At 68.0% G+C, this 12,456-nt stretch carries 9 protein-coding genes; 2 read left to right on the top strand and 7 right to left on the bottom strand.

The window, feature by feature from the left end:
* Positions 1–182 precede the first annotated feature (182 nt).
* From AC3WOH_RS01835 to AC3WOH_RS01810, 6 genes are all read right to left on the bottom strand, one after another.
* On the bottom strand, positions 183–1,769 hold the full coding sequence (locus tag AC3WOH_RS01835; protein WP_492227698.1) for a polyamine aminopropyltransferase: 1,587 nt from the start codon (positions 1,767–1,769) through the stop codon (positions 183–185).
* A gap of 4 nt (positions 1,770–1,773) precedes the next feature.
* A complete protein-coding gene (locus AC3WOH_RS01830) occupies positions 1,774–2,547 on the bottom strand; it encodes a hypothetical protein (RefSeq protein WP_492227697.1) in 774 nt (257 codons plus the stop codon).
* A 358-nt stretch (positions 2,548–2,905) separates the two neighbouring features.
* Entirely contained in the window at positions 2,906–5,056 is a 2,151-nt protein-coding gene (locus tag AC3WOH_RS01825) for a TonB-dependent receptor (RefSeq protein WP_492227696.1), read from the bottom strand.
* A 161-nt stretch (positions 5,057–5,217) separates the two neighbouring features.
* Positions 5,218–5,439: a DUF350 domain-containing protein gene (locus AC3WOH_RS01820; protein ID WP_409362529.1), complete on the bottom strand. Its 222-nt coding sequence runs from the start codon at positions 5,437–5,439 to the stop codon at positions 5,218–5,220.
* Positions 5,440–5,459: 20 nt separating this feature from the next.
* Positions 5,460–6,956, bottom strand: a complete 1,497-nt coding sequence (locus AC3WOH_RS01815) for a DUF4178 domain-containing protein (RefSeq protein ID WP_492227695.1) — start codon at positions 6,954–6,956, stop codon at positions 5,460–5,462.
* A 102-nt stretch (positions 6,957–7,058) separates the two neighbouring features.
* Positions 7,059–8,105 (bottom strand): SPFH domain-containing protein, encoded by a 1,047-nt coding sequence (locus AC3WOH_RS01810; RefSeq protein WP_184855345.1) that lies wholly within the window; start codon positions 8,103–8,105, stop codon positions 7,059–7,061.
* Positions 8,106–8,351: 246 nt separating this feature from the next.
* Between AC3WOH_RS01810 and AC3WOH_RS01805 the strand changes: the two genes are divergently transcribed.
* Positions 8,352–8,606 (top strand): DUF2061 domain-containing protein, encoded by a 255-nt coding sequence (locus AC3WOH_RS01805; RefSeq protein ID WP_492227694.1) that lies wholly within the window; start codon positions 8,352–8,354, stop codon positions 8,604–8,606.
* Positions 8,607–8,687: 81 nt separating this feature from the next.
* Here AC3WOH_RS01805 and AC3WOH_RS01800 read toward each other — a convergent pair whose 3' ends face one another.
* Positions 8,688–9,242 carry an adenine phosphoribosyltransferase gene (locus AC3WOH_RS01800; RefSeq protein WP_184855343.1) on the bottom strand — a complete coding sequence of 185 codons (555 nt, stop codon included), beginning with the start codon at positions 9,240–9,242 and terminating at the stop codon, positions 8,688–8,690.
* 147 nt (positions 9,243–9,389) lie between these two features.
* Here AC3WOH_RS01800 and AC3WOH_RS01795 point away from each other — a divergent pair, with 147 nt between their 5' ends.
* Positions 9,390–12,452 (top strand): EAL domain-containing protein, encoded by a 3,063-nt coding sequence (locus AC3WOH_RS01795; RefSeq protein WP_492227693.1) that lies wholly within the window; start codon positions 9,390–9,392, stop codon positions 12,450–12,452.
* Positions 12,453–12,456 lie beyond the last annotated feature (4 nt).

Raw genomic sequence — 12,456 nt, 5'->3', positions numbered from 1 at the left:
GGCATGGATGCAACAGCGCCCGACCTTTGGAACTGGCGCGGCCCAAAGCAGTGCCCCCGCGCAAGGGCCGCCCCGCCGCGAAGGCGGCGTATCCAGCGCTTGCGCCGGGGGGCGTCCCCCTCCCGAGCCGCGCAGCGGATCGAGAGAGGGGTGAAGGCGCGCAGCGACTCAGGGGGTGAACGCTAGTGTGCGACGACCTTGCCCCACTCCCGCTCATAGGTGTGCACCAGGGCCTGGTTGGACAGGCGGTTCACGTCCGCCGGCAGGCGCGCCATGTCGACCGGAAAGTCGAACAGCAGGGGCAGCGTGCCCGCGCTGAGGAAGCGCAGGTCCGCAGGCAGCGCCTCGGGCAGGCGCCAGGGCCGGCGGCTGGCCACCACGAAGCCCCACTCGCCGAAGCTCGGCACATGGGCGTGGTAAGGCGCCGTCTGCAGGCCCACCGATTCCATGGTCTGCACCACCGTCCAGTAGCTCTTGCGCGCCACCAGCGGCGAGGTGGTCTGCACCACCGCATAGCCGCTGGCCGACAGGCGCTTGTCGAGCAGCGCATAGAAGCTGTTGGTGTAGAGCTTGCCGATGGAAAAGTTGGTCGGATCGGGGAAGTCCACCACGATCACGTCGAACACATCCTCTGCCGCGTCGCAGCCGGGCGCCTTGCACTGCTGCAGCCACTGGAAGGCGTCGGTGTTGACCACCTGCACCTTGGGCGAGCGCAGCGCGCCGGCGTTGAGCCGGGCGAGCGTGGGGTCTTCACTGAAAAGGCGCGTCATGGCCGGGTCCAGCTCGACCAGGGTGACGGACTCGACCGAGGGGTACTTGAGGATCTCGCGCACGGCCATGCCGTCGCCGCCGCCGAGCACGGCCACGCGCCGGGGCGCGCCATGGGCCGCCATGGCGGGGTGGACCAGGGCCTCGTGGTAGCGGTACTCGTCGCGCTCGGCGAACTGCAGGTTGCCGTTGAGGTAGAGGCGATGGCCCAGCTTGCCATTGGTGACGACGATGCGCTGGTAAGGCGAGGCGGTGCTGATGACGATGCGGTCCTGGTAGAACTTGTCCTCGGCAAAGCTGGTGATGTGGTCGGCGCCGACCAGCCCGGCCAGCAACAGCCCGATCACGGCCAGGCAGGCAAAGGCGTGCGCACGCAGGCGGCGCAGCTCGCTGCGGAACAGCCAGACGGCCCACAGCGCGACGAAGGCATTCATGAGCCCGAACAACAGGCCCGTGCGGATGAGCCCCAGCTGCGGCACCAGCAGCAGCGGAAAGGCCATGGACACGGCCAGCGCGCCCAGGTAGTCGAAGGTCAGCACCTGCGAGACCAGGTCCTTGAGCGCCACATTGCGCTTCAAGATGCGCATGACCAGCGGGATCTCCAGCCCGGCCAGCGTGCCCACCATGAACACCATGCCGTACAGCAGCAGGCGGAAAGCCCCGGGCGCGTAGGCATTGGCCAGGAACAGCGTGGCCGGCAGCACGCCACCGATCAACGCCACCAGCAGTTCGATGCGCAGAAAGTGCGCCGGCAGCTGGCGCTCGAAATAGCGCGACAGCCAGGAGCCCACGCCCATGGCGAACAGGTAGGTGCCGATGATGGTGGAGAACTGCAGCACCGAATCGCCCAACACATAGGAGGCGAGGGCGCCGGCCGCGAGTTCGTAGAGCAGGCCGCAAGCGGCCACGACAAACACGCTGGCCAGCAGCGCGACATCGAAGGGGCGCACGCCCGGTGCGGGCACGGGGGGGAGGGAGGAGGTGCTAGGGTTCGAGGACACGCCGCTATTGTGCTGCGAACGGCGAGGGGGTCCGCTGCGGGGCGGCCGGCGCGGGTGCCGCACCGAGCAGGCCCCTGGGCAGGTCCTTGCCCTGGACCGTGAGCTGCGCCGCCAGGCCCTGCGCGATGGCTTCGGCCCGGGCCTGCCCCTGGGCCACCTGCGCGGGCGGCAGGCGTGCGACTTCGCGCTGCATGAAGTCGGCCATGGCCTGCGGGTTGCGCACCATCCGGGCCAGCAGAATGCGGTAGGCATGGCCTTCCACCGGATCATGGATGCCAAGAGAAGCGGGCACGCTGGGGCCCGCGTCGTACAGCCAGGCCAGGGTGCTCACGGCCAGCAGGGGCTCACCCAGCAATGCCTGCTGCGCGTAGCCCAGCACCTCCCGGTACCAGGCGGCCAGTTGCTCCTCGCTCTGGGGAACGCCTGCAAACCCTTCGGATCCATGTCGGCCGGTGGGCCCCACATACTGGAAGTGGAGCTGTGCGTCCACATTGCCGGCCCGCGCGTGCAGGCGCAGGATTGCGGGGCGCAGCGCATAGTCCGCGTCCGACAGCCGCGCGCACAGCGCCGTGGCCTGGGCATGCCGGGCATCGAGCTCCTTCAGGTGGGCCGCCGATGCGGTGCCTTGGGAGCGGCCCTCCCACAGCTGCCTGGGCAGGTCACCGCTGTACTCGCAGTAGCTCAGCGCAACCAGCATGTCCACATCGGCGTCGATGCCCGCCACCGAGGGACCGGGATAGCCGCGCAGCATCTCCCACACGGGGCGGGCAGGCGGCATGAAGGCCGCCGACATCATGCTGAAGCGGCTGGGGGGCCGCTGAGCGGCCGGCGCATCCGAAGCCGCGGCAGGTGCACTGGCGACGCCCAGTTGGGGATCCCACGGGAAATCCGCAGCCTGGGTCGCTGCCGCGCTGGTCGCAGCGCCGTCTCTGGATACGGTCCCGGATGCCGGTGCGCCAGGGAGTCCATCGATCCGGAGGGTGCTGACAGCCAACACCACGACAGCGACGGCCCCCAGCGCCCAGCCCCACCCGCCGAGGCGTCGTCGGAGCTTGAAACGGGGAGGTCGGGTTGTCACACAGCCAGTCTGCACAAGGGGGCATTGCCCCTCGTCCGTGCCAGGCAAATGGCGGGGCTCAGAACTGGTAGTTCACGCTGACCAGCAGGCTGCGCGGAGCACCCGGCATGGCATCGGAGCGCCAGTATTCCTTGTCCAGCAGGTTCGACAGGGCGGCCGTGGCCGTCCATGCGCCCTGGCGCCAGCCGACCAGTGCGTCCCAGCGGGTGTAGCCGGGCACGCGCGAGGTGTTGGCCGCATTGAGCCAGCGCGCGCTGGTGCGGGTGACGCCGATTTCCGCATACCAGGGCCCCTGGGGCGCGTAGCGCACGAAGAGGTTGCCATTGCGCAAGGCCGTGTCCACCAGGTACTTGCCCACGAGCGCGGGCTGCTGCTTGTCTTCCATGACCTTGGCGCTGGTCACGCCTACGCCGCCGCGCAGGTACCACGACGAGGCCACGCGGCCTGCCGCGCTGAACTCGATGCCGCGCGAGCGCTCCTTGCCGCGCGTGGCCCAGGTGAAGGGGTCGTTGGTCGCATCGGGGCGGTAGCGGATGTTGTAGTGCTCCAGCTGGTAGACCGACAGCTGGGTGGACAGGGCGCCCGCCAGCCAGTCGCTCTTCACGCCCACCTCGAACTGGCGCGAATGCTGGGGCTCGTCGTCGTACACGGCGGTGGGCGAGACGTCCACCGTGATCATGCCGCGCCCGCCGTAGGGCGAGTAGCTCTTGTTCCACGAGGCGTACAGGCTGTGCTCGCGCACCGGCTGCCACACCACGCCCAGGCGCGGGCTCACCGAGTCGCCGTCGTAGCCGCGACCCATGTTGGTCAGCAGGTTGGTGCTGTGGAAGTCGAAGCGGTCGTAGCGCAGGCCGGCCAGAAGCTTCCATTCGGGCGTGAGGCTGATGAGGTCCTGCACGTACAGGGCCTGGCTCTCGGCCTGGTGCAGGTTGTGCTGGGTGGGATTGCCCTGGGCCGGCTTGGCGCCCCAGGCGATGGGCTGCAACGGGTCGTAGCTGAAGGTGGACGCGGGCTGGCCGATGCGTGGATGGCGCTTTTCCTCGCTGACTTCCACACCGACCAGCACCTCGTGCTGGAGGCTGCCGGTGCTGAACTTGCCCGTGAGGTCCACGGTATTGGACAGGGTCTCGTTGGCCGTCTGCTGCCAGGCGTAGTTGGGCCGCACCTGGCCGCGCCAGGTGCAGGCCGCGCCCGCGGTGGTCTGGCCTGCCGCATTGCAGTAGGTGCCGGCGAAGTAGTGGTCGAAGTCCTGGCTGGCTTCGCGCTTGCTGGCCACCCAGCGCACGCTCCAGGCCTTGTTGAAGTCGTAGGAGAGGTCCGAGCGCAGCACGCGCAGGCGGTCTTCCACATAGTCGCTGGGGTGGGCAAAGCCCTTGCGGATGGAGACGCCCGCGGGCAATTGGTCGTAGACCGGACCGCGGTCGGGCACGCGCCAGATGTTGTCGTAGGTGTACTGCCCGGTCCAGCGCAGGCCGGTGCGGGTGTCCACCAGGATGCTGGGCGAGACCATCTCGTTCTTGTTGCGGATGCCGCTGCGGAAGCTGTCGGCCTGCTCGCGGTCGGCCGTCAGGCGCACGGCCACGTGTTCGTTGATGACCTTGTTGATATCGAGCGTGCCGCCGTAGTTGTCCCACGAGCCGCCGCGCAGCGTGACGCTGCTCTTGGCATCGAAGCGCGCCTGCTTGCTCACCAGGTTCACCACGCCGCCGCCGCTGCTGCGGCCGTAGAGCACCGAGGCCGGGCCCTTCAAGATCTCGATGCGCTCGACGTTGGCCGTGCTGCGGCGCACCTGGCCGGATTCGCGCACTCCGTCGCGGTAGATGTCGCCCGAGTCGGCGTTGAAGCCGCGGATCATCACGCCCTCGCCGCGCATGTCGTACTTGGTGTTCACACCGGGCACGCCGTCGAGCATGACGGCCAGGTCGTTGATGCCGTAGCTCTTGTACTTGTTGACTTCGAGCGTATCGATGGTCTGCGGAATGTCCTTGGGCGCCATGTAGGTCTTGGTGGCCGTGGTCACGCCTTCGGGGCGCACATCGTCGGCGTCGTACTGCGAGCCGGTCACCTGCACGGCGGGCAGGGCAGTATCGGCCTGTTGCGCCCAGGCCTGCGGGGCCGTGCCCAGCACGGCGACCAGGCTGGCTGCCGCGGTGGCCGTCAAATGAAAACGGGCAGCCTGGTGGCTGCCCGCATGGTTCTTGTTCGCCATGTGTACTCCAGGGGGTCGAACACGGCCCCTCCGGCCGCACCCGTTAACAGAAAGTACACATTTTAATACAAACGATAATTATTCTTATTCATTCCTTTGCATCCCAAAGGACAAGCACCCGCAGGCCCCGGGGGAGCCCTGCCGTCGCACCGCCATGGCCTTCAGTGGATGGCGGCGGCGACGATGATGCTGATGCCCAGGCACATGGCCGCCACCACCACGCCGAGCGCGATGTTCTGCTTCTCGACGATCTCGCCCCACAGGTCATAGGGCGTGATCTTGTCGACGATGATGAAACACAGCCAGAAGATCACGACGCCGATCAGCGCGTACAGGATGGACCCGAGGAACGCCGCGGGCTTGAGCCATTCGATTCCCATCATGGTGGAAGCTCCTTGATAAATTACTTGTGCCCGCCGCCGCCGCTGGAATAGCCGCCGAACGAGCCGCCCGAGCTGCGGTAGCCGCTGCTGCCGGACGACCCGGAACAGTTGCTCAGCAGGATCAGCAGGATGATGATGACGATCGCAATGATGATGATGGTGCCGCAGCCCAGGCCCGATTTGGCCACGAAGGGCCCCGGGTCGTCGCGCTGCAGCACATCCTTCTTGTCTTCGAGCTTGAAGGCCTTGGCCACGGTGTCGCTGGCCAGCTTGTCGCCCGAGGACCAGGTCACCTCATTGGGCGTCTGCTCCATGGACAAGAGGCCCTTGGCGCTCGCGAAGTCGCGGTTGGAGGTCTTCTGGCCGCGCGTGACCTGCCAGTAGAACTCGCCGAGCACATAGGTGGTCTCGGCCTCGTAGCTGTACTTGAGCTGGTAGGTGGTGCCCAGGTAGGTGGCGCTGCGGCCGCTGGCCGCCATCTGCGGGGCGCCCGTGGTCGGGCGCACCATGCTCCAGCCGTCCTCGGCATCGACCAGGAAGGCGAAGCCGCGCTTCTGGTTGAACAGCAGGTACTCGCTCCAGCCGAAGTGCTCGTCGTCGCCGGGCTCCACGCCCATGCGGTGCTGGAAGCCCACCACCTGCCAGTGCACGCCCTGCAGCTGGCCCTTGCTGCCCAGCGGGATGATGGGGCGCACGGGCTCGTCCTGCTCGGCCGAGCGCAGCTCACCGCCCACGCCACTGTCCAGCGAGATGATGCTCGCGCACGATCCGCAGGTGATGCTCTTGGTGGTGGACAGCTGCACCTGCACCGGCGCACCGCAGTGCGGGCAGTTGAACTGGCGGCCCTTTTCGTCCTTGGCCGATTCGTCCTTGAGGCCGGTGAGCTTGAGGTCCTCGAGCAGCACGGCGCGGCCGCGCTCCAGGTGCGGCGGCTGGTGGCCGTAGTCGATGCTGAGCACCTCGCCATCGGCGCTGCGCAGCTCGACCATGTCGAAGGGCTGGCCGATGGGCGGCAGCTTGGGCAGCTCGCCCTGGGCCGAGATCAGTGTGGCACTGCCGCTGAAGGCGACGGAATACGACTTGCCGGCAATGGCCGTGGTGGCGCCGATGCGGAAACGGCTGGCCTCGGGCAGCTCGCGCCCGGCCTCCATGGGCCGCGTGAAGACATAGGCACCGTTGTCCTCGCCCAGGCTGGCCAGGGTGCCGTCCTGCAGGAAGGCCGACCACTCGGTCCAGACGCCGGCCTCGGTCTTGTACTGCAGGCGGCCGATCAGCGTGAACGGAACCTCCTTGCCGTCGAGCGTGATGCGCCCGCTGGCCATGAGCTGCAGCGGGCTGTGGTCGTCGAACAGCTCGGCCATCTTGCCCAGGCGCTGCAGCACGTCGCCACTGCGCACCACCGTGCTCTGGCAGTAGCCGCAGACGGCGTGGGTGGACTGCGCGCTGCGGAATTCAACCGGCGCGCCGCAGCCCGGGCAGGGCGCGCGGTAGGAACGCTGTGTAGGTTCAGTGGCCATTCGGGCAGAGCCATCGGCAGCCGGGTACGGCAAGGCAGGGGCGCATCAGCCCGCTGCCGCCCGCACCCAGGGTGCCGGTGGCGAAGGTAGTTTGCGCCAGCCTCAGATCAGCTTCTTGAGCAGTTCGGACTTCTTGGCGTCGAACTCTTCCTGCGTGAGGATGCCCTTGGCCTTGAGGTCACCGAGCTTCTCGAGCGTGGCCATCACGTCCTCGGGCTTGACGCCAGCGGCAGCCGCCACGGCCGCCGCTGCGGGCGCGGCATTGCCGCCGCCCTGCAGGCCCTGCTGCAGGTTCTGCGCCATCACCTGGCCCAGCGCCACGCCAGCGCCCAGGCCCATGGCGTCGCCCGCGATGCCGCTGCCACCACCGCTGTTCTCGGCGAACTTGGGGATGGCCTGGGCCGTCTGGTACTGCATGAACTTGGCCATGTCGTTGCCGACCATGCCCATGCCGATCTTCTGGTCCAGGATCTTCTGCAGCTCTTCGGGCAGCGAGACGTTCTGCACCGTGAGGTTCTCGATCAACAGGCCCAGCTTGGCGAAGATGGGCGCCAGCTCCTTGGTCAGCGCATCGGCGAACATGACCTGGTTGGCCGCCAGGTCCAGGAAGGGCAGGCCGCTGCCGGCAATGGCGTTGCTGATGTTCTGCAGCACCAGGCCGCGCAACTGGCCTTCGAGGTCGCCCACGGGGTAGACGTCGCGCGTGCCCGAGATCTCGGTGTGGAACAGCTTGGGGTCGGCGATGCGGAAGGCATAGTTGCCGAAGGCGCGCAGGCGCACCGCACCGAAGTCCTTGTCGCGGATGGTGATGGGCTGGGGCGTGCCCCACTTCTGGTCGATCTGCTGGCGCGTGCTGAAGAAGTAGACATCGCTCTTGAAGGGCGACTCGAAGAGCTTGTCCCAGTTCTTCAGGTAGGTCAGCACCGGCAGGGTCTGCGTGGTGAGCTTGTAGGTGCCGGGCCCGAAGACGTCGGCCACCTTGCCTTCGTTGACGAAGACGGCCATCTGCGACTCACGCACCACCAGCGTGCCGCCGTTCTGGATTTCCATGCCGCTCATCGGGAAGCGCCAGGCGAGCGTGCCGTCACCGTCCTCGGTCCACTGCAGGACGTCGATGAACTGTTTCTTGATGAAATCCATGAGGGCCATGTCTGCTCCCTAATGCGTTGCCGCAGTTGAAAAGATGACCATCATAGCAACGGGGTTGGCGCCGCCAAGGGCATTTTGATTCCCCACTGCGTGACGGAATTAACGCCGTGGCCACATCGTGACTGGCATCCCACAATCAATAGTTTCAATACTGAAACTAGCCGAACTCAATTGGCCTTCGCTATTGAGAATGCCTACCATTTCATGACCGGCGGCACTGCCGCGCATGAAAGAAAGGACACCCCCATGGCCCGCCTCCGCCAGATTGCCCAGCAGAACAAGACCATGCTCCTGAAGACCGGCAGCTACTACCTGATCCACATCAGCGTGGCGGCCATGGTGGCCTATGCCGTCACGGGCAACCTCTGGGCCTCGCTCACGCTGAGCCTGCTCGAACCCACGGTGCAGGCCGTGGCCTTCTTCTTCCATGAAAAGGCCTGGGACCGCGCGGCGCGCCGCCGCGCTGCCAGCGCCGCCGATGCCCTGCCTGCCGCGGCCTGACGGCCATGCGCAGGCACTTCGCCCAATGGCTGCAGCAGGCGCTGGCCGCCTACGCGCAGACGCGGTGAGCGCAGGGGCCGGTCAGTGCCCCGCGAAGTCGACCAGGGTGTAGAGCGGCAGGCCGGATTCCTTGAGGCGCTGCGAGCCGCCCAGCTCGGGCAGGTCGACGATGGCCGCACCCTCGGTCACGGTGGCGCCCAGCTTCTCCAGCAGGCGCCGCCCGGCCATCATGGTGCCGCCCGTGGCGATGAGGTCGTCGATCAGCAGCACGCGGTCGCCTGGCTTGACGGCATCGGTGTGCAGCTCCACCGTGGCGCTGCCGTATTCGAGCTCGTAGGTCTCCTCCACCGTGGTGAAGGGCAGCTTGCCCTTCTTGCGGATCGGCACGAAGCCCACGTTGAGTTCATAGGCCACCACGGCCCCGAGGATGAAGCCGCGTGCATCGAGCCCGGCCACCACATCGGGGCGCAGGGCCTTGTCCATGTAGCGGTGCACGAAGGCATCGATCAAGACGCGAAAGACCTTGGGGTCTTGCAGCAGCGGCGTGATGTCGCGGAACTGCACGCCGGGGGCCGGCCAGTCGGGCACGGTGCGGATGTGCTGGCGCAGGTACTGGTTGACGCTGAGGGGCTGCATGGGGTGTGGGGCGGATGGCACAAAGGGGGCGAGTGTAAACACCAGCACCCGGCCTGTGGCCGCAAATGCGGGCCCATAATGGGTCTTCGTTACACCTGCAGCGTGCAGGCTGACTCCATTTGACTTGAGAAATAAGCCAGATCGGCCATGCCCATCTCCGTCCTGTTGATCGAAGACGACCGGGAGCACGCACGGGCGCTTGTGGATGCACTGGTCGATCCCTGGCTGGGCTGGCGGGCCCACGTGGCCCCATCGCTGACACAGGCGCAGCAGTGGCTCAAGGATCATGTGCCGGACATCGTGCTGGTCTGCCAGCACTTCACCGACGGCTCGGCCTACGACGTGCTGGAGCACATGGGCCGGATCCCGGCCCTGATCATCGTGGACGCCGGGGCCGATGCGCAGGCGGCCCACGCCATGCGCCACGGTTTTGCCGACTTCACCATCCGCGACCCTGGCTGCAACTACCTGCTGGCCCTGCCCGCGCAGATCGAGGCCGTGCTCGAGCGCAGCAGCAGCGTGCGCGCACGGCGCGCCGCCGAGGCCATGCTGGCGCGCCAGCACCGCCTGCTGCAGGCGATCTCGCGTGCGCAGGCCGTGTTCATCGCGAGCTCGGCCCCGCGCGCGGCGTTCGATGCCCTGTTGCACGAACTCATGGAGCTGACCGGCAGCCAGCTCGGGCTGGTCGGGCAGGTGCAGCGCACGGCCGAGGGCCGGCCCTTTCTGCGCATGCATTCCATGACCGACGTGGCCTGGGACGAGGCCACGCGCGCGCGCTACACCCGGGACGCGGAGGAGGGCCGGGTCTTCGATGACCTCGACTCCCTGCCCGGCCAGGCGATGCAGACCGAGGCGCCGGTGATCGTCCACAACGCGCAGGGGGAGCAGCGCAGCGCCGGCATGCCGCCCGGGCATGCGCCCGTGGTGTCCTACCTGGGCCTGCCCATCCTGGCCTCGGGCGAGCTGGTCGCCGTGGTCGGGCTGGCCAACCGGCCCGAGGGCTACACCGCGGCCGACGTGCAGTTCCTGCAGCCGCTGCTGAACACCGTGGGCCAGCTGGAGCTGGCGCGCCGCGCCGAGCTCGCGCGCCGCCAGGTGGAGGAGGAGCTGGCGCGCACCAGCGAACTGCTGGCCGAAAAGACCCGCGCGCTGCAGAGCACGCTGGCCAGCGTCTCGCAGGGCATCACCAAGGTCGATGGCGAGGGCCGCATCCGCGTCTACAACCAGCGCTACCTGGAGCTCTTGAACCTGCCCGAGGAGCTGCTCGCGGGCGAGCCCCGGGTGGAAGAGGTGGTGCGCTTCCAGACCGAGCGCGGAGACTTCGGCACGGGCTTCCAGCTGATCGAGTCCAAGGCCCGCGACTACGTGGGCGCCGAATACGCCGCGCACGGCGGCAAGCTGACCATGCCGGACAGCTACATCCGCCGCACCGTGGCCGGCCGTTTCATCGAGGTGCGCACGCGCCCCTTGGAGGACGGCGGGCGCGTGCGCACCTTCACCGACGTGACCGACTACCTGGGCGCGCTGGAAGCCCTGCGCGAGAGCGAGGCGCGCTGGCGCAGCCTCACCCAGCTGTCCTCCGACTGGTACTGGGAGCAGGATGCCGAGTTCCGCTTCGTGCGCACCGAAGGCAGCCCGCAGGCCAAGATGGACATGACCGACGAGCAGCTCTTCGGCCTGGCGCGCTGGGAGCTGCCCAACACCTTTGCCGACGAAGGCCAGTGGCGCGCCCACCGCGAGCAGCTCGCACAGCGCCAGGTGTTCCGCAATTTCGAGATCCAGCGCACGACCGCGGCCGGCGAGCCGATCTGGGTGTCCATCAGCGGCGAGCCGATCTTCAATGCCGAGGGCGAGTTCAGCGGCTACCGCGGGCTGGCGCGCGACATCACCGAGCGCAAGCGCGCCGAGGCCGAGATCCAGCGCCTGGCCTTCTACGACGAGCTCACCAAGCTGCCCAACCGGCGCCTGCTGCTGGACCGGCTGGAGCGCGCGGCCACGGCCTGCGAGCGCGAGGGGCAGCATGGCGCCCTGCTGTTCCTGGACCTGGACAACTTCAAGGGCATCAACGACACCATGGGCCACGAGTGGGGCGACCGCCTGCTGGTGCAGGTGGGCGAGCGCCTGCGCGCCAGCGTGCGTGCCACCGACACCGTGGCGCGCCTGGGGGGCGATGAGTTCGTGGTGGTGCTGCAGGGGCTGAGCAGCGAGGAGACCGGGGCCGCGGTCGAGTCGGAGGCCGTGGCGCAGAAGGTGCTGCAGGCCCTCAATGAGCCCTACGACATGGACGGCAGCGAGCTGCACAGCACGCCCAGCATCGGCATTGCGCTGTTCCACGACCGCGAGCAGCCCGTCAACGAGCTGCTCAAGCGCGCCGACCTGGCGATGTACCAGGCCAAGGCCCAGGGACGCAATACGCTGTGCTTCTTCGACCCGGCCATGCAGGCGGCGGCCACGGCACGCTCGGCGCTCGAAGGCGACATCCGCCAGGGCATCCAGCGCAACGAGTTCCTGCTGCACTACCAGCCGGTCGTCAACGCCGCGGGCCAGACCATGGGCGCCGAAGCCCTGGTGCGCTGGCAGCACCCGCAGCGCGGCATGGTGCCACCGGGCCAGTTCATCCCGCTGGCCGAGCAGACCGGCCTGATCCTGCCGCTGGGCCAGCGCGTGCTGCACCTGGCCTGCGAGCAACTGGCGCGCTGGAACCGCGAGAGCGCCACCAAGGGGTGGACCGTGGCTGTGAACGTGAGCGCCCAGGAGTTCCGCCACACCGAATTCGTGCCCCAGGTGCTGCAGGCGCTCTACACCACCGGCGCCGACCCCGGTCGGCTCAAGCTGGAGCTGACCGAAAGCCTGCTGCTCACCGACGTGGAGGAGAGCATCGTGAAGATGCAGGTGCTGCGCAACCTGGGCGTGGGTTTCTCGCTCGATGATTTCGGCACCGGCTACTCCTCGCTGGCCTACCTCAAGCGCCTGCCGCTGGACCAGCTCAAGATCGACCAGAGCTTTGTGCGCGACGTGCTCACCGACCCCAACGATGCGGCCATTGCCTGCACCATCGTGGCCCTGGCCCACAGCCTGGGCCTGGACGTGGTGGCCGAGGGCGTGGAGACCGAGGGCCAGCACGACTTCCTGCTGCGCAACGGCTGCCAGCAGTTCCAGGGCTACCTGTTCGGCCGGCCGGGCCCGGCGGAAGCACTGCAGCCCGGTTGACGGG

Source organism: Acidovorax sp. FW305-C-20-28, from assembly GCF_058783375.1.
This window is presented reverse-complemented; position numbering and strand designations above follow the sequence as displayed.